The organism is Chryseobacterium sp. RU37D (assembly GCF_900156075.1).
GTDB lineage: Bacteria > Bacteroidota > Bacteroidia > Flavobacteriales > Weeksellaceae > Chryseobacterium.
This window is the reverse complement of sequence record NZ_FTMM01000016.1, coordinates 23,158-41,100: the sequence shown is the minus strand read 5'-3', so window position 1 is coordinate 41,100 and position 17,943 is coordinate 23,158. Positions and strand designations below refer to the sequence as shown.

14 protein-coding genes and 1 pseudogene are annotated in these 17,943 nt (G+C 35.1%); 7 read left to right on the top strand and 8 right to left on the bottom strand.

Annotated features, from left to right (window positions below; translation table 11 throughout):
• Positions 1-4: 4 nt before the first annotated feature.
• From BW926_RS09210 to BW926_RS09195, 4 genes and pseudogenes are all read left to right on the top strand, one after another.
• Complete coding sequence (locus tag BW926_RS09210; protein ID WP_076446451.1) at positions 5-1,678, top strand: peptidase domain-containing ABC transporter; 1,674 nt, start codon at positions 5-7, stop codon at positions 1,676-1,678.
• A 134-nt stretch (positions 1,679-1,812) separates the two neighbouring features.
• Positions 1,813-3,000: an HlyD family secretion protein gene (locus BW926_RS09205; protein WP_228403425.1), complete on the top strand. Its 1,188-nt coding sequence runs from the start codon at positions 1,813-1,815 to the stop codon at positions 2,998-3,000.
• A complete protein-coding gene (locus tag BW926_RS09200; protein ID WP_076446447.1) occupies positions 2,981-4,387 on the top strand; it encodes a TolC family protein in 1,407 nt (468 codons plus the stop codon). The genes BW926_RS09205 and BW926_RS09200 overlap by 20 nt, the downstream gene beginning before the upstream one ends.
• 103 nt (positions 4,388-4,490) lie before the next feature.
• Positions 4,491-4,988 (top strand): annotated as a pseudogene (locus BW926_RS09195) (transposase); the annotation flags it as partial.
• 69 nt (positions 4,989-5,057) lie between these two features.
• On the opposite strand, the gene BW926_RS09190 reads toward BW926_RS09195, so the two are convergent.
• Both BW926_RS09190 and BW926_RS09185 read right to left on the bottom strand, forming a co-directional pair.
• Positions 5,058-5,606 carry a hypothetical protein gene (locus BW926_RS09190; protein WP_143756527.1) on the bottom strand — a complete coding sequence of 183 codons (549 nt, stop codon included), beginning with the start codon at positions 5,604-5,606 and terminating at the stop codon, positions 5,058-5,060.
• A gap of 8 nt (positions 5,607-5,614) precedes the next feature.
• The gene (locus tag BW926_RS09185) at positions 5,615-6,259 is read right to left on the bottom strand and encodes a hypothetical protein (RefSeq protein WP_143756526.1); all 645 of its coding nucleotides are present in this window, start codon (positions 6,257-6,259) and stop codon (positions 5,615-5,617) included.
• A 441-nt stretch (positions 6,260-6,700) separates the two neighbouring features.
• On the opposite strand from BW926_RS09185, the gene BW926_RS09180 reads away from it, so the two are divergent.
• The 3 genes from BW926_RS09180 to BW926_RS14650 all read left to right on the top strand — a co-directional run bounded on the left by BW926_RS09180 (position 6,701) and on the right by BW926_RS14650 (position 9,159).
• Positions 6,701-6,946: a helix-turn-helix domain-containing protein gene (locus BW926_RS09180; protein ID WP_076446440.1), complete on the top strand. Its 246-nt coding sequence runs from the start codon at positions 6,701-6,703 to the stop codon at positions 6,944-6,946.
• A 239-nt stretch (positions 6,947-7,185) separates the two neighbouring features.
• On the top strand, positions 7,186-8,196 hold the full coding sequence (locus BW926_RS09175) for an IS110 family RNA-guided transposase (RefSeq protein WP_076446438.1): 1,011 nt from the start codon (positions 7,186-7,188) through the stop codon (positions 8,194-8,196).
• A gap of 837 nt (positions 8,197-9,033) precedes the next feature.
• Positions 9,034-9,159: a bacteriocin-like protein gene (locus BW926_RS14650; protein ID WP_262484494.1), complete on the top strand. Its 126-nt coding sequence runs from the start codon at positions 9,034-9,036 to the stop codon at positions 9,157-9,159.
• A 90-nt stretch (positions 9,160-9,249) separates the two neighbouring features.
• Here the strand turns inward: BW926_RS14650 and BW926_RS09170 are convergent, their stop codons facing one another.
• The 6 genes from BW926_RS09170 to purM form a co-directional block, all read right to left on the bottom strand.
• Positions 9,250-10,749, bottom strand: a complete 1,500-nt coding sequence (locus BW926_RS09170; RefSeq protein ID WP_076446436.1) for a bifunctional GNAT family N-acetyltransferase/carbon-nitrogen hydrolase family protein — start codon at positions 10,747-10,749, stop codon at positions 9,250-9,252.
• Between the two features lie 526 nt (positions 10,750-11,275).
• A complete protein-coding gene (gene guaA / locus BW926_RS09160) occupies positions 11,276-12,805 on the bottom strand; it encodes a glutamine-hydrolyzing GMP synthase (protein ID WP_076446432.1) in 1,530 nt (509 codons plus the stop codon).
• A gap of 246 nt (positions 12,806-13,051) precedes the next feature.
• On the bottom strand, positions 13,052-14,290 hold the full coding sequence (purD, locus tag BW926_RS09155; protein WP_076446430.1) for a phosphoribosylamine--glycine ligase: 1,239 nt from the start codon (positions 14,288-14,290) through the stop codon (positions 13,052-13,054).
• Positions 14,291-14,416: 126 nt separating this feature from the next.
• The gene (gene purH / locus BW926_RS09150) at positions 14,417-15,934 is read right to left on the bottom strand and encodes a bifunctional phosphoribosylaminoimidazolecarboxamide formyltransferase/IMP cyclohydrolase (protein WP_076446428.1); all 1,518 of its coding nucleotides are present in this window, start codon (positions 15,932-15,934) and stop codon (positions 14,417-14,419) included.
• Between the two features lie 237 nt (positions 15,935-16,171).
• The gene (gene purN / locus BW926_RS09145) at positions 16,172-16,741 is read right to left on the bottom strand and encodes a phosphoribosylglycinamide formyltransferase (protein ID WP_076446426.1); all 570 of its coding nucleotides are present in this window, start codon (positions 16,739-16,741) and stop codon (positions 16,172-16,174) included.
• Positions 16,742-16,817: 76 nt separating this feature from the next.
• The gene (gene purM, locus BW926_RS09140) at positions 16,818-17,810 is read right to left on the bottom strand and encodes a phosphoribosylformylglycinamidine cyclo-ligase (protein WP_076446425.1); all 993 of its coding nucleotides are present in this window, start codon (positions 17,808-17,810) and stop codon (positions 16,818-16,820) included.
• Positions 17,811-17,943 lie beyond the last annotated feature (133 nt).

Below are 17,943 nucleotides of genomic sequence, written 5' to 3'. Positions count from 1 at the left end.
ATCGATGGAAACTCTCCAAAAAAAATACAGCAGACAACTGTTTCAGTACATTACCAAGGACAAAAAAGATGTTACCAATATCTATTTTTACGCTATCCTCAATGGTTTGGTGATGCTGAGCATACCTTTGGGCATACAATCTATTGTCAGTTTTGTGATGGGAGCAACGATGGCTACTTCTATCTATATTCTGATCGCTTTTGTAGTTTTAGGAACTTGGCTGAGTGGTTTTTTCCGGCTGAAAGTAATGCAGATCATTGAGAAGATACAGCAGAAAATTTTTGTTGAATTTTCTCTTGCCTTTGCTGAAAAACTTCCTAAAGTAGATTTATCACAAACGAGAAAATATTATTTACCAGAACTTGTGAACCGTTTTTTTGATACCCAGAATCTACAGAAGGGAATTTCAAAAATCTTACTGGAAATTCCGACAGCTTTGATCCAGATTTTATTTGGAATTTTGCTGCTCTCATTTTACCATCCCTGGTTTTTGGTTTTTGGGGCTTTAGTAGTGATCTGTGTGGTCATTATTTTCAGATTTACAATGGAAAGCGGGATTAAATCAAGTATTGAAGAAAGTGATAAAAAATATGAAGTGGCTTCCTGGATTGAAGATATTGCTGCATCTGTAAAAACATTCAAATTCAATTCTAAGAAGCAGATTCATCTTGCAGAAACTGATAATAGAGTAGTACAGTATCTTGATAATCGTACGGAGCATTTCAAGGTATTGGTTTTCCAATATAAAACGATCATTGCATTTAAAGTAATCATTACATTGGTAATGCTGGTGATTGGAACTTATCTTTTAGTAAACCAGCAATTGAACATTGGTGCATTCATTGCCACCGAAATTGTAGTGTTAAGTATTATGACAGCTGTCGGAAAACTGATCAAAAGTCTTGAAAGTTATTATGATGTAATCGCTGCGTTGGCAAAACTGAATAAAATTACCAATCTGCCCGAAGAAAAATTGGGCACTATAGATTTTGAATCTCAAAAAGGAGGTTTTGAAATAGAATGCAAAGAAGTACATTTTTCTTTTAACGATTATCAGAAAATTTTTGAAGATGTCAATTTTAAAATTAAAAAAAATTCGCTTACCGTTATTTCAGGTAAGTTGGGAGCAGGAAAATCTATGCTTCTGAATATGATCAGCGGTTTTTATGAACCCACTTCAGGGAGTATTCTTTTTGATAAAATACCGCTTAAAAATATCGATAAATCTTCACTCAGAAACCTGATTGGTCTGTATCTAAAAGATATGACGATAATAAAAGAAACCGTTTATGAAAATATAGTTCTGGGTCACAATGAAACAACAGTTGAGCAAATTCTGAAATTATCTGAAGAAATAGGGGTTGAATACCTGTCCAGCCAGTTCAGCAACGGTCTTTTAACCAGGATTAGCGAAACGGATACTGAAGTATCCTTTAGCATCAAAAAGAAAATATTGCTGCTCAGAACATTAGTGGGCGCCAAAAAATTATTGATACTGGAAGACCCGTTTGAAGGAATGGATGATACTTTTAAAACTAAAATGAAAGAGTATCTTATAAAACTGAAACAGGTTTCTACAATCATTGTAGTATCAGAAAATGAAAACCTAATCAACGATGCAGATCAAAGGCTGCTGGTAGAAGACGGAACAGTGAAAACTTTATTTAACAAAAACTAAAAAAGATGGAATTGCAGTCAGTTAATAAAATATATCACATCCACAAAAAATCAAGGGTTAAAATATGGTTTCTTTTCATATTGATTGGAGGCATCATTATATTGTTTTTGCCGTGGACCCAAAACATCAAGGTAATGGGAAATGTAAGTACGCTTTATCAGGAACAGCGTCCGCAGCAACTCAATTCACCAATTCCGGGCAGAATCATTAAATGGTATGTGAAAAACGGTGATTATGTAAAAAAAGGCGACACTCTTCTTCAGCTTTCTGAAATAAAAGAAGATTACCTGGATCCGCTTTTGGTAAAAAGAACCGAAATGCAGGTGGAAGCCAAAAAGGGCGTGAGAGATTATTACGAAGCCAAAGTTGGAACCACCAACAGCCAGATCCGGGCTATGAATTCCGCAAGAGATTTAAAACTGAATCAGCTTACAGTAAAAATCAGTCAGCTCAACAATAAATTGGCAGGAGAAGAAGCAGAACTGGAAGCAGCTAAAAACGAACTGAGAATGACTTCTGACCAATACGAAAGACAGAAGAAAATGTATGATGAAGGTTTGGTTTCGTTAACCCAATTTCAGCAGAGAAGTGTTTCTTACCAAAATGCTTTGGCTAAAAAAACAGCAACCGAAAATAAATTAGCCCAAACCAGACAGGAAATTGTGAATGTAAGCATCGAACAGAATGCAGTTATTCAGGATTATAATGAAAAACTGAGCAAAACCGAGGGCGACCGTTTCCAGAGTATGGGACAGATTGAAGGAAGTGACGGCGATATTGCCAAACTCGAAAATCAGGTTGCCAATTACAAAGCAAGACAAGGTTTGTATTTCGTGATTGCTTCTCAGGACGGACAGGTTGTACAGATTAATAAAGCCGGAATTGGAGAAATTCTGAAAGATGGTGAAAGTATCGGAATCATTGTTCCTGAGAAAGTAGATTACGCCGTAGAAGTTTACATTAAACCTGTCGATTTGCCTTTGGTAAAAGAAGGACAGCGCGTGATGTGTATTTTCGATGGTTTTCCGGCGATTGTTTTTTCAGGATGGCCGAATTCCAGCTACGGAACTTTTGCAGGAAAAGTGATTGCGGTAGAAAACAACATCAGTGCAAACGGAATGTTCAAAGCATTGGTGATTCAGTATAAAAATGAAAAACAATGGCCTCCGAAGATCAAAATGGGAACCGGAGTTCAGGGAATTGCGATTCTTAATGATGTTCCGATATGGTACGAATTGTGGCGAAATATCAACGGATTCCCACCGGATTATTATGAAGTAAAAACCGAAAAATCTTCAAAAGATGAAAAGTATAAAAAATAAATTTTCAGCGCTTCTCGTTCTGGTTTGTATTCAGTTTTCTTTTGCGCAGGATTCTCTGAAACTCTCTCATCAGGAATTTCTGAATATTGTGAAAAATTATCATCCGCTGGCTTTCAGATATCAGCTTCAGAATAAAATTGCCAATGCAGAAATTACCAAAGCAAGAGGAAATTTTGATCCGGTGATTGCAGGAAAACTGGGAGAAAAAAATATTGACGGAACAAAATATTACGAACAGAAAAATGTAGAACTCGGAATTCCTACTTGGTACGGAATCGACATTACCGGAAGTTACAATTATCTGGATGGAGAAAAACTGAACAGCAGCGAAACAAAAGGAGGTTTGTATCAGTTTGGGGTTACGGTGCCTTTGGCAAAAAACCTTTTGTATGATAAAAGAAGAGCAATGCTTGACCAGGCAAAATTCGGATTGAAAATGACGGAAGCAGAGCAGACCGTTCTTACCAACGAGCTTCTTCTTGATGCAGAAAATACATATTGGGAATGGGTGAAAACCTATGAAATCTACAAATTACAGAAATCGGCTGTTGAAATTAACAGACAACGCCTTGAGCTTACAAAAAAAACATATCAGTACGGTGAAAGACCAGCAATTGATACGGTGGAAGCTGCTTCTCAATTACAAAGTTTTGAGCTTCAGGAAAGAGATGCTTATCTTGGTTTTGTAAAGAGTACGCAGGAAATGCAGATATATCTTTGGAGAGACAATCAAGAGTTTTTTGAAATTTCGCAGCTTATTTTTCCGTCTTCAGATCTAGATGAACATTCCGGCTACAAGGACTATGAATTTTTAATTGAAAGTATACAAGCAATGCAATTGCAAAACCATGCTTCTCTTGAATATTATTTTCAAAAGCAGAATATTTTGGAAAGTGAAAGAAGATTGAAATGGCAGAGTTTTCTTCCGAAACTGGATTTTACGTATAATTTTTTCAATAAAGAAAATTACAAATCTGAATTTCTGCCTTTATTTGATAATAATTTCCAATACGGACTAAAACTAGAGATCCCGGTTTTCCAAAGACAGGCAAGAGCCGATTATGAAATTGCCAAGCTGAAAATTTCACAAAACCAGCAGGATTCTCAGGTCAAATTGCGTGAAATACAGACAAAAATTGAAATATATAAAAATGAAATCAGCAATTATTTCACACAGATTGATATTTCAACAAAAAACCTAATCAATTATCAGCGACTTCTAAATGCTGAAGAAATGAGATTCAGTAATGGGGAAAGCTCTTTATTTCTGATCAATTCTAGAGAAACTAAATTATTGGAAGCAACTGAAAAAAATATTGAACTGAAAGCTAAATTCCTGAAAAGCTACAATAAACTGAAATGGCTGAATGAGAATTTTTTGAGATAAAAAACATTTAAATTATTAATAGTTTTAAATCAAATTATTGAAAATCAACATTTTAAATTCCGTAATGAACATTTTGTCCCATTTTTGATTCGAAGCCAATGGTGGAGTTGCTAACTTTGTTAGGACACGATTCCCACAATCTCAAACCCCAATCTGTGTGGTTCACCAGATCAGAAATGCCTGTAAATATGTGGTCTGGAAGGATAGAAAAGAGTTCTCTGCAGACATGAAGCTTATTTACACCGCTCCTACAAAACAAGCAGCAGAAGCTGCTCTAAGGGATTTTGCAGAAAAATGGGAATCCAAATATTCCTACGCCATCAAATCCTGGAGGGATAATTGGGATGAATTGACCGTATTTTTTGAATTTCCTTTAGAAATCCGTAAAATCATTTACACCACCAATTTAATCGAGAATCTCAACGGCAAAATCCGAAAATACACCAAAAACAAAATGTCTTTTCCTACGGATGATGCGGTCTTGAAATCTGTTTATCTTGCTTTAAAAGAAGCCACAAAAAAATGGTAGATGCCTATCCAGAATTGGGGTATTGTTCTCAACCAATTTATGCTTATTTTTGAACAAAGGCTCAGATTATAAAATCCAAGCCATAACTTTTTAACTTACACACTTTATGGGATAATGTCAAATACTTAGCATTAATTTGAATTATTCAATTTTGAAATCCTCAATTGAAGCTGCAAACCGATTCAATTTACATTTGAATGTTGCGCTTTTTCTAATTTCCCTACCAACTATATTTCCCTCTGCCTTAAATTCTCGTACTATTTCAAATATTCCATTTTCATAGCTGATTATGGTTGCATCACCTTGTATATTGGTATATACTTCATAATCTTTATGGTATTCATTATCAAACCCTTTTATTTGTAACGTTTCCGGAAATTTTAAAGATTTTGAAATAGCATCATTGATATTTTGATTCAATAGGAAATTTTTGTCTTTAAACTGAAACTCTCCTCGGATGAAATAATTTAAGACTTCTTTTTTCTCTTTCAGATTTAATGACGGATAGCCCACTTTTTCTAATTTTTCGATAAGAGGACTATTGTCAGCCTTTTTTGAATCAGCTTCCAGTTTATCAAGATTTATTAATTTTCCTATAATTCCTAAAAAGAAGCATACACCAAAAAAAATTAAAATTATTTTCAGACATCCATTCTTTTTTTTAAGTTTCGGATTTTCATTTTGAGCCATCATATTTCTTACTTTCCTACTTTGATAATGGATCCCAATTTGTCCTTTAGGATCTCAAATTCCTCTTTAGTGATGATTCCTAGATCCATCTCTTCCTTTTTCTTTTTAAGGAGTTCTACTGCCTCATCACGATTTAAAGGACGATTACTTTTTAAAGGTTTGATTTCTCCTTTTGTAATAGCATTATCAACCATAGTCACCGTGATAAATTCGTCGAGCAAAGTGAATTTTGAATTCGGCAAAGGCTTTACATAAAAGAAAACGTAATTTTCTATTCCCATAGAGCCTTTATTGAATTGTATTTTTTCGATGGTTACTTTATAATCCTGATACTGTGCTTCAACATACCTCATTCCTTTCAATAGTGTTGCTGCCGGTTTTCCGTAAAATAGATAACGAAATACCGGTTTGGAAGAAAATCCTGATTGTTCTGTGCCTGTCGGATTGCCTAATACGAGTGTATCACCCTGTTTATAGGTGTTTTTATCCGATGCGGTATAGGTTTTAATATCCATTCCTGTTTTAAATTTTTTCCCTTCCTCTTTGTCAATCATCTTAGAGTAAGTCAAAGTTTCGATTTCGGATAATTTTTGTGCATAGGATGAGGTAAAGGCCATACATAATAAGCCTATCGCATAAATTTTTGTGTTCATAATATTTTTTTATAAATTTTCGAATGGATTTAAATTTTACTTTAATTAAAGTGATTTTTTTGAGTTTTTGCTAGTGAATTTAGCACGCAAGTAAATTGTAAATATTGAGGATTCCTTACGGAATTCCGTATAGCCATGCAAGAAAGTCGAGTAAAATACTTTTTCTCATTATTAAAAAGTTATTCTACCAGTCCCGAAGTAGAGGGTTACCACAATGCAAAAGGCGCGGAACTGAAGCCAATCTGATAAAGAGGTACCGCGAAGAACCCGACATCCCAGAAAGACTCAGCCCTTTAGTTTTGTAATGTATATTATTCATATCAAAATTTTATTCAAATATAAAATATTTCCTTTAAAAAAGACACTAATAAGATACATCTTTTTAAGGGTAACACAAGAAGGGGTTATTTATAAGATTTGTAGTCTACTAATAAGACTAAAATGAGTAAAGATTTTTCTAAAGAAGAAGTATTAAAAAAACTGGGTGAGAGAATAAAATCCTTGAGAATTAGTAAAGGATATTCCAGCTATGAATATTTTGCTTACGAACATAATATTTCACGGGCACAGTTTGGAAGATATGAGAGAGGGGAAGATTTAAGATTCAGTACTCTTGTTAAAATAATTAAAGCTTTTGATATGACTTTAGAAGAGTTTTTTTCGGAAGGATTTGATGGAAAGGAATAGAGATTAACTGCTTTTGGTTTTACATGGTTATTGTGATTGAATGAAAATAATATTGTCTAATATAAGTTAACAGATCAGCAGAGGCGCATTATAAGACTCGCTAAATTAAAGATTTAGGCGCGGGTTTAATCCTTTGCTGATTCTTTGAGTGGGTTTCATATAGAAAATTAGGGTTAAAAAGACCTATTATAAGGGCATGAAGTATGCTCAAGGGTTGTTAACGAAATAACATGAAATATATGGAAATCAATCATTTTATCGGAGTAGATGTATCTAAAGGAACATTAGATTTTTCTTTAGCTTATCAGGGAAAAGTTATTTACCATCTAAGAGTTTCAAACAGTAACTCAGGAATTGAATCTTTCATTAAGGAAATTAAAAAGAATTTTGCTGTTAACCTTTCTAATACTATTTTTTGTATGGAGCATAATGGGATCTATAACAATATTCTGTTATTATACTTGGGGAAGCTGAATACAAATGTGTGGGTAGAATCTGCGTTGCAAATTAAGCAGTCTCAAGGAATGTTGAGAGGGAAAAATGATAAGGTAGATTCTGCCAGAATTGCAATATATGCCTATCGATATTTAGAAAACTATACCCCATGGAATCCACCTAGGGAAATTATTATACAGATGAAACAATTACTGGTGATTCGGGCAAGAATAGTGGAAGCTGTTAAGCAACTTAGTTCTCCTATTGGCAAAGATGCAGAAATATTTTTCACAAAAACACATTTAAGATTATCAAAAAAATGTTGCGAATCATCAATTAAAGCCCTGCAAAAAGATGTTAAGGCTATTGAGAAACAGATAAAAGATTTAATACGAAGTGATGAATCTCTCAATCGTCTTTTTAAAATAGTTATGTCTGTAGACGGAGTTGGTTTATTGATTGCTGCAACAATAATAACGACTACCAATGAGTTTAAAAATTTTTCCTGTGCAAAGAAATTTGCTTGTTACTCGGGCGTAGTTCCTTTTGAGCATAGTTCGGGATCATCCATTAAAGGACGCCCAAAAGTGTCACACTTAGCCAATAAAAATGTAAAAAAGATGCTTCATCTTGCAGCTCTTACGGGAATAAGGAAAGGAGGTGAGTTCAGGGAATTTTACGAAAGAAAGGTTGCTGAAGGTAAGCACAAAATGTCAGTAATAAACTCTATAAGGAATAAACTGGTTCTGAGAATTTTTGCCTGTGTAAGAGAAAATAGATTATTTGTAAAAAAACCTCAAGTTTTACTTGCATAAAACATAGAAACCCACGCCCATATAGAGCACGGGCGTAAGTCTATCATTTTAGGGATGCTAAAGAAGATTCGCGGTTTTCTTTATCTCTAATGATAGCTCACGCTTGTGTTATCGTAAAAATTATCTCCAAATGTAGCACTTTTCGGAGACTCGTAGAAAATTATTATTTATATTTGTTAGCAGTAATGATGATTTTTTTCTCAATATTAGATCCTCTTGAATTGAAAATGTCATCAAATGGTCATGAAATTGTCACAGAAAAAAATCTCGAAAGTATTATGAACAAAGGAAAGTGTCAAAAATGTCAATATTATCATATATAATTTTGAAAAATTGAATTTCTTAATCTCTATATCATTCAATGATTTATACTTTTTAGAAGAAATTAAAGATTTCATCCCAAATTACCACTAAATTGCCATGAAAATGCCATCAAAAAAGATCTGAAAGTATTATGGATAAAGGATAATGCCAAAAATGCCAATATTACCATATATAAAATTGAAAATATTCTATTTTTAAATTTATAAGGTAGATACAATACGAACAGGGTGAATAAAATTACAGCAAAGAAATAATCGTTCTAAAAATAAGGCATTTAAAATAATACATTATAATACAAAAATACAATTATTTAAAAACAAATATATCTGATTATCAATAAATTAATACAAATACACATAGTCCCGATAGGAACGACATCCTTTTTCGTTGCGGCTGGAGCGAAGCGGAAGCCGTAACGAAAAAGATATAGTGGATAGCGGGAAATAGCTTTAAAAAAAATTAATTAAAATATCAATTTCAAAGAATTAAAACTAAACTCTAAAAAATATTGTAATGAAAAATTTAAAGAAAATCTCAAGAGAACAATTAAAAAGTATTGCAGGAAGCGGTGTAATCATTGGAAACTGCTCAAACGAATGCTGCACCCGACAGACGGAAAACCAAGATGCCCAAGATTGATTTGCCTAGCCGTTGTTTATCCTCAAAATGCTTAATATTAAATTGTTGTTAGATACAAAATTAAGAAGACTGTAATGTGCAATCTTCTTTTCATTTAAGATAGGTTTCATATAGATCTTTTCTTCGGTCTTTCATGACCTGAACTGAGCCATGATGATGAAGATCTTTTAATAAATTCAGATCTACATCGACGATCAGGGTCATTTCTGTGTTTGGGGTTGCTTCTCCTTTAATGGCATTCGATGGAAAAGCAAAATCCGAAGGTGTGAAAACCGCAGCCTGCCCAAACTGAATATCCATATTGTTGACCCCCGGAAGGTTTCCAACACAACCTGCAATCGCAACATAGCATTCGTTTTCAATAGCTCTTGCAGCCGCACAATGACGAACACGCATATAAGCATTCTGTGTATCAGTAAGATAAGGAACAAAAAGAATTTTCATTCCTTGATCTGCTAAAATTCTTGGAAGCTCCGGAAATTCAACATCGTAGCAAATTACCAAACCAATTTTTCCACAATCGGTATCGAAAACTTTAATTTCGCTACCTCCTTTCATTCCGTAGTATTTTCTTTCGTTTGGGGTAATGTGGATTTTTCTGTATTCATCAATCCTTCCATCACGATGTAAAAGGTAACTTATATTGTACAGTTCATTATTTTCGAAAACAGGCATACTTCCAGAGATAATATTTACATTGTAGCTGATCGCCAGATCGGAGATTTTCATTTTAATTTCTTCCGTTAATTTAGCCAGCTCAATCATACTGTCTCTTTCGGAAAGCTTGTTGAATGGTGCCAGCAATGGTGTATTGAACAATTCCGGAAACAGCACAAAATCTGCTTTATAATCTCCCATTACATCCACAAAAAACTCGACCTGCTCATAAAATGCATCGATATCTTTAAAATGTCTCATCTGCCATTGCACCAATCCCAAACGGATGATGCTATCCTGCATTGTATTGGGCTTTTTGCTGTAATAAATATTGTTCCATTGAAGCAGAACAGCATTTTCTTTTGATGATTCGTCTTCAGGCAAATATTTTTTTAAAACTCTGATTGGCAAAAAGTTATTGGATAATTGAAAAGATAAAACAGGATCATAAATTTCTTTATCTCTTACTCTTCTGATGTACTCTCTGGGTGACAGATCACTGTGTTTATGGTAATTAGGAATTCTCCCGCCTAAAATTATTGATCTTAAATTCAATAGCTCACACAATTCTTTTCTGGCATCGTATAGTCTTCTTCCCAATCTCAGTTCACGATATTCCGGATCGACAAAAACTTCTATTCCGTACAAAACATTTCCTGTGGAAGTATGCGTATTGAAGGTATAATTCCCTGTAATATCGCTGTAGGTATGATCATCCCCAAACTCATCATAATTCACAATAATGGATAATGCCACGGCCGCCAATTTTCCATCAACTGTAATGCATATTTGGCCTTTAGGAAATGTTTTCGTTAATTTTTCGATGCTTTTTTTAGACCACACATACTCCGACATTTGTGGATAAGCCCGCTTCATTGTCTCTACCAGCTCGGGATAATCCTGAACGGTGAGGGTTCTTGTTTCTATTTGCATTTGATGTAATTTTACTTAAATTTAGGGAAAATTAGGCAAATACAGTTTAAAATTTTAAAAGATATTCTAAAAAGCCAATGAAAATTTACCTAATAATTCAATACATCCTTTACTAATTATTTTTGCTCTAAGAATCTTTTATTCTAATTCAATAATTAATGTAGCGCATTATTTTAATTTACTGTCTGTGTCAAAAATCAATGTTCATGAGATCAAAACTTTTACTTATATTTATTTAATAGGATCGATGGGAATAAGCTATCTTCTTGAACTTTATTTTTTACACAATGTTTAAATTCCTTCGGAATGACAAATATTATGGATATTTTCAACATTTAAATCACAGACTACGACCCTAGCCCTGATTGCAGCGGCATCCTTTTTGGTTGCGGCCGGAGCGAAGCGCAGGCCGTAACCAAAAAGATATAGCGAAAAGCAGGAAATAGCTTCAAATAAAAATTTTAAGTTCACAAAACAAAAAAATCCCGCCCAAAGGCAGGATTTATATCTAAAATTCAAGTCAAAATTATTCCCACTCGATGGTTGCAGGCGGTTTGCTTGAAATATCGTAAGCTACTCTGTTAATACCTCTTACTTCGTTGATGATTCTGCTCGAAACAGTATCTAAAAACTCGTAAGGAAGTCTGCTCCAAGTTGCCGTCATGAAATCGATGGTGTTTGCAGAACGAACTACCGCTGTGTATTCGTAAGTTCTTTCATCACCCATTACTCCGACAGATTTTACCGGAAGAAGCACCACGAAAGCCTGAGAAACTTTTTCATACAAATCGTTTTTGTACAATTCTTCGATAAAAATATCGTCAGCTTCTTGCAAAATTCTCACTTTTTCAGCGTCAACAGCTCCCAACACTCTGATTCCTAAACCAGGACCAGGGAAAGGATGTCTGTGTACCAAATGATGAGGAATTCCTAGTTCTTCACCCACTTTTCTTACCTCGTCTTTGAATAATTCTCTTAAAGGCTCCAGCAATTCAAATTCCATTTCTTCTGGAAGCCCGCCAACGTTATGGTGGGATTTGATCACGGCAGAAGGTCCATTTACCGACTGGCTTTCAATTACATCAGGGTAAATGGTTCCCTGAGCTAAGAATTTAGCGCCTTCAATTTTATGAGATTCTTCATCAAAAACGTGGATAAATTCATTTCCGATGATTTTTCTTTTTGCTTCCGGATCGTCAACTCCTGCTAATTTTGATAAAAATCTTTCAGAAGCATCAACCAATTTAATGTTCATATGGAAATGCTCTCCATAATTGTCCATTACTTTTTTGCCTTCGTCTTTTCTCAATAGACCTGTGTCTACGAAAATACAATTCAATTGATCGCCGATAGCTCTGTGAATCAAAACCGCTGCAACAGAAGAATCTACCCCTCCGGAAAGTCCAAGAATAACCTTTTGGTCACCTACTCTTTCACGAATTTCTGCAACTGTTTTATCAATATAGTTTGTCAGTTTCCAGTTTTTTTCTGCATTACAGATTCCGAAAACGAAATTCTCTAAAATTTTTCCACCTTCTTCTGTGTGAGAAACTTCCGGGTGGAACTGTACGCAGAAGATTTTCTTCTCTTCATTTGACATTGAAGCGATAACTCCAGATGTTGCATTTAATTCAAAACCTGCAGGCAATTGTCCAACTTCATCAAAGTGGCTCATCCAAACAACAGAATTGTTGGTAACCCCTTTTAATAAAGAAGATTCTTTTACGATTTCCAGGTGCGCTTTTCCGTATTCTCCTTTTACGCCTTTATGAACTTTTCCGCCCAAAAGGTGTGCTGTTAATTGCATCCCATAGCAAATTCCTAATACAGGAATTCCTTGTTCGTACAATTCTTTTTCAACCAAATGAGCGTTCTCTGCGTTTACAGAACTTGGCCCACCTGAAAGGATAATTCCTCTCGGTTGCTTCTCTAAAATTGTTTCTAATGGTGTATTGAAGGGCAAAATTTCAGAATATACACCCATCTCACGGATTCTTCTTCCGATAAGCTGGTTGTACTGTGATCCGAAATCTAATATGATAATACCGTTATTCATTTTTATAATTGATAAATGATGATTGATAAATGATGAATGTGATTGATTAATATTCAATTACATTATTTTCGGTTACCCGGGTTGCACCCGGAGCTATTATTGTTTCGCCTTTCAGGGCTCAATCTAAGTTTTGGCTAAAGCCAAATTTCTTAATCTACTTTTGAAATCGGGCTAAAGCCCGATCCTATTGATAAAATCTTTACAAAAAAAGACCTGGATTTCTCCAAATCTTTTTCGTGATTTATTTTAAAACTTTCCGATGTCTTCTCTGTAGAAGCCGTAATCGAAATGTACGTGACTTGCATCTTCGTAAACTTTCTTGCGGGCATCTTCGTAAGTTGCTCCGGTAGCTACAATGTTTAGCACTCTACCACCATTAGAAACCACTTTGTCTCCTTTTGCTATTGCTCCTGCATATAAAAGCTTGCTGTACTTCAACTTATCCTCTCCTACGATCTCAAAACCGGTTTCAATGTTTCTTGGATAGCCTCCTGAACACATCACCAGACAAACCGCTTTTTCATCTTTAAACTTAAGCTCGATGTCTTTTCCTTCCATACAATCATTAATTACATCAAGAAGATTATTTTCCATCAAAGCCATCAAAACCTGAGTTTCAGGATCTCCAAATCTCATGTTGTATTCAAGAAGGTAAGTTCCGTTCTTAGTGACCATTAATCCGAAGAAAATAATTCCTTTAAAACTGAAGCCTTCACCTTTAAGTCCCTTAATAGTAGGTTCTAAGATATTTTTCTCAAAATCTGCATAGTGCTCCTGAGTAAATTCCGGGCTTGGAGCCACTGAACCCATACCTCCTGTATTAGGTCCCGTATCACCGTTTCCTGCTTTTTTATAATCTTTTGCAGCAATACAAGGGAATAATTTTTCACCGTTTGAGAAAGCAATGATTGAAGCTTCAAAACCTTGTAAATATTCTTCAATAACTAAACGAATTCCAGCATCTCCGTAGATTCTTCTGATCATGAAATCATGGATTGTAGCCTCAGCTTCTTCCAAAGTATCGCAGATAACAACACCTTTTCCACCAGCTAAACCACTCGCCTTTACCACTAAAGGAAATTTTTGTGTTTTAACATATTCCTTAGCTTCGTTATATGAATCAAATACCACAGCTTTTGCCGTTTTGATATCATAGGTCTGCATAAACTTCTTAGAGAAAGCTTTACTTCCCTCCAAGCTGGCTACTTTTTGATTCGGACCAAAAACTTTAAGGTCGTGCTTCTTAAATTCATCCTTCAAACCAGCTACAAGCGGCGCTTCAGGACCAACGATCGTTAGATCTACCTTTTCTTTGATCGCAAAGTCTCTAAGTTCTTTAATCTCTGATAAATGAACATTTTTTCCTATTACATCAGTGGTAGCGTTTCCGTTAGCGAAAAACATTTTAGAAATTCTTGGGTCATTCTGAAGTTTTGCTGCCAAAGCGGATTCTCTTCCACCTTCACCTATGATTAATATTCTCATATTTTATTTAATTAACAAGTCTATTTTACAAATATATAATTTAAAATTAAAAATTGAGAGATTAAGGAATTAAGAAATCATCATGTGCAGTTTCTTAATTACAAAGTTTATGAATCTCTTAATCTTTTAGTGGAAAAAATGTCTAACTCCTGTAAACATCATTGGAATTTTATGCTCATTTGCCGCTTCGATGCTGTCCTGATCTTTTACACTTCCTCCCGGCTGAATAATAGCTGTAATTCCTTCCTGAGCGCAGAAATCTACCACATCACGGAAAGGGAAAAACGCATCAGAAGCCAAAACTAATTCGCCTGTGAATTTTTCTTTAGCTCTTTCAATCGCCTGTTGAGTTGCCCAGATTCTGTTCACCTGTCCACCTCCGATTCCGAAAGCCTGAATTCCGTTGGAAACTACAATTGCGTTAGATTTTACATATTTTACTACTCTCTGAGAGAATAATAATGCTTTTTTCTGCTCTTCTGTAGGCTGAGTTTCAGTTACAACCTTAATATCATCCGAGAAGATACTGTCGTTGTCCTGAACCAAGATTCCACCGTCTATTTTCACCCAAGTCTGTTTGTCAGAAACAGGGTTTACGACTTTTATAATTCTTAAATTTTTCTTCTTCCTTAAAACTTCCAAAGCTTCTTCATCAAATTCAGGAGCCATAACGATTTCAAGGAAAGTTTTGTTTAATTCTTCTGCTGTTGCTACGTCGATTTTGTAGTTCATTGCAACAATTCCGCCAAAGATTGAAACCGGGTCACATTCGAAAGTTTTTTGGTATGTTTCCAATGCTGAAGCTCCGATCGCAACTCCACAAGGTGTTGAGTGTTTTACTGCACAACAAGCCATTTCTTCTTTGAATTCCGTTACTACTTTCCAGCAAAGATCCATATCACGAAGGTTATTGAAAGATAATTCTTTACCTCCTAATTGTTCGAAATCTTTCATTGCTCCGTTTTCGAAAGTAGAAACGTAGTAAGCTGCCGTTTGATGAGGGTTTTCACCATATCTCAAATCAGAAACTTTTTTATAAGAAGCATTAAGATACGTCGGAAATTCTTCATCTAAAAGCATTCTTGAAATCGCCGCATCATAAGCAGAAGTAAGGTTGAATACCTTTCCTGCCAGCTTTTTACGAGTTTCGATGTAGGTGTCACCGTTTTGCTCCATTTCGATTTTTACCGTTGAATAATCTTCAACATCCGTAATTACCGTTACAGAATCAAAGTTTTTCGCTGCAGAACGAAGCATTGAAGGACCTCCGATATCAATGAACTCTACCTTTTCATGAAGAGAAATGTCTTTGTTTACATTTTCGAAGAAAGGATAAAGATTCACGATTACCATGTCAATCAGACCAATTTCGTGCTCCTGAACTGTTTTCATATGTTCTTTGTTCGAACGAACGGCCAACAATCCACCGTGAACTTTCGGGTGTAATGTTTTCACTCTTCCGTCCAACATCTCAGGGAAATTGGTAACCTCATCAATCTGAATTGGATTTAAACCAGCGTCTTTCAAATGTTTGAATGTCCCTCCTGTAGAAATCAATTCATAATTTTGGGCTTCCAAAAACTGTGCGAATTCGATTAATCCGCTCTTGTCTGAAACACTGATTAAAACTCTTTTTTTGCTCATTTTACTTTCGATTTTTTACTTTTTACAGCTATTTCAAACTGTAGACCGGGTCTTTCACCTCCGACCTTACTTTATTTTTACTTAGATTTTTCTTGTTTTTCGAAATAATTAAAATCTAAATGTGTGTTTTTTGTTTTAGCGCAAAGAGCACTAAGTTTTTCTTAAATTTTTGCGGAATATTTTTCGTTCGCAAAGGCGTTTCACTCAGCAAAGATTTTTGTATTGCTAATAATTGTTTTAATTATTATTATTCAATACTTTATTTATTGCGATCGGGAAAATTTCATATTCGATTAGATGAACTTTTTCCGCAACGGTTTCGGGAGTGTCGTTTTCTGTAACTTCGAATGATTTTTGAAGAATCGGCTCTCCTTCATCGATTCCGGGAGTTACAAAATGTACGGTTGCTCCGCTTTCCTTTTCTTTTGCTTCAATTACCGCGTTGTGAACGTGATGTCCCCACATTCCTTTTCCTCCAAATTTCGGAAGCAACGCCGGATGAATGTTGATTATTTTTCCAACCCAATTTTCACAAAACTCAGGTTTTAGAATGGATAAAAATCCTGCTAATACAATTAAATCTGTATTTTCTGGGATGATTTTAGCCAATTCGCTGCTGAAGTTTTTTCCTCTCGGAATCAGAACGTTGTCTATGTTATGATTTTTTGCTCTTTCCAGTCCGTAACATTCTCTGTCGGCAACCACTAAAGATACTTTTGCATTCTGGATTTCTCCATTATCAATGGTATCGATGATTCTCTGAAGGTTTGTTCCTGAACCTGAAACGAGTATAACTAAGTTTTTCATTAATTTAGATGTTAGATATCAGATACTAGATTTTAGACTAAAAGTCTGGCGTCTGATATCTTAAATCTGATTTCTTTTAGAATTTTAAATCAATCTTTTCAGTTCCTTCTGTAATTTCTCCGATTTCGTAAGCATCGTCCAAAAGGTGCAATACTTTTTCTGCGTGTTCTGCATCTACAACTACAATCATTCCGACACCCATGTTGAATGTTCCAAACATCTCTTCACGAGCTACTCCACCTCTTTTTTCTAATTCCAACATAATGCTTGGAATCTGGATTTTTGAAGCATCAATAGTTGCACATAAATCTTCTGGAATAATTCTCGGAACATTTTCGTACAATCCGCCTCCCGTGATATGAGCGATACCACAAACTTTAATTTCTTCAAGAACTTTATGAATATCTTTATAATATAGTCTTGTCGGAACCAAAAGTGTTTCGTACAAAGGTTTTCCTTCAAATTCTTCGTTGAAATCCGGGAAAACTTTTCTTACCAAAGAGAATCCGTTTGAGTGGAAACCTGAACTTGGCAATGCAATGATTTTATTACCCGCTTTAATTCCAGAACCGTCAATAATTTGGTCTTTTTCTACGATTCCTACACAGAATCCGGCAACATCATAATCTCCAGGCTGGTACATTCCCGGCATTTCAGCGGTTTCTCCACCGATTAATGCGCAGTTGTTGTCTTTACAAGCTTCCACCATTCCTAAAACGATTTCTGCAGCGATTTCAGAATCTAATTTTCCACAAGCTAAATAATCAAGGAAAAATAATGGTTTTGCACCGTGGCAAAGAATATCGTTTGCACACATTGCGAAACAGTCTACCCCGATAGAATCGTATTTTTTTGAGTCTAAAGCTACTTTAAGCTTTGTTCCCACACCATCTGTTCCGGAAACCAAAACAGGATTTTTATAGCCTCCGATTTCGTAGAAAGCTCCAAAACTTCCCAAATGATTCAATACATTGGAGTTGTGTGTTTCGCCAACCGCTTTCTTGATCTTGTCAACGGTTTTGTATCCTTCTTCTTTATCTACTCCTGCTGATTTGTAAGTGTTGCTCATGTTTTATTTAGATTTTTAGATATTAGATTTCAGATTACAGACTATTTGTCAATCTAATATCTGGTATCTGATGTCTCTTATCTTTATATTACTTTTATTCAAATTTCGAAAACAAAAAAGCCGACAATCTTGG

Bases quoted from the DNA above. Each gene is read 5' to 3' on its own strand.
- BW926_RS09210 (WP_076446451.1), top strand. From the start codon at position 5: ATGGAAACTCTCCAAAAAAAATACAGCAGACAACTGTTTCAGTACATT.
- BW926_RS09205 (WP_228403425.1), top strand. From the start codon at position 1,813: ATGGGAAATGTAAGTACGCTTTATCAGGAACAGCGTCCGCAGCAACTC.
- BW926_RS09200 (WP_076446447.1), top strand. From the start codon at position 2,981: ATGAAAAGTATAAAAAATAAATTTTCAGCGCTTCTCGTTCTGGTTTGT.
- BW926_RS09190 (WP_143756527.1), bottom strand. From the start codon at position 5,606: ATGGCTCAAAATGAAAATCCGAAACTTAAAAAAAAGAATGGATGTCTG.
- BW926_RS09185 (WP_143756526.1), bottom strand. From the start codon at position 6,259: ATGAACACAAAAATTTATGCGATAGGCTTATTATGTATGGCCTTTACC.
- BW926_RS09180 (WP_076446440.1), top strand. From the start codon at position 6,701: ATGAGTAAAGATTTTTCTAAAGAAGAAGTATTAAAAAAACTGGGTGAG.
- BW926_RS09175 (WP_076446438.1), top strand. From the start codon at position 7,186: ATGGAAATCAATCATTTTATCGGAGTAGATGTATCTAAAGGAACATTA.
- BW926_RS14650 (WP_262484494.1), top strand. From the start codon at position 9,034: ATGAAAAATTTAAAGAAAATCTCAAGAGAACAATTAAAAAGTATTGCA.
- BW926_RS09170 (WP_076446436.1), bottom strand. From the start codon at position 10,749: ATGCAAATAGAAACAAGAACCCTCACCGTTCAGGATTATCCCGAGCTG.
- guaA (WP_076446432.1), bottom strand. From the start codon at position 12,805: ATGAATAACGGTATTATCATATTAGATTTCGGATCACAGTACAACCAG.
- purD (WP_076446430.1), bottom strand. From the start codon at position 14,290: ATGAGAATATTAATCATAGGTGAAGGTGGAAGAGAATCCGCTTTGGCA.
- purH (WP_076446428.1), bottom strand. From the start codon at position 15,934: ATGAGCAAAAAAAGAGTTTTAATCAGTGTTTCAGACAAGAGCGGATTA.
- purN (WP_076446426.1), bottom strand. From the start codon at position 16,741: ATGAAAAACTTAGTTATACTCGTTTCAGGTTCAGGAACAAACCTTCAG.
- purM (WP_076446425.1), bottom strand. From the start codon at position 17,810: ATGAGCAACACTTACAAATCAGCAGGAGTAGATAAAGAAGAAGGATAC.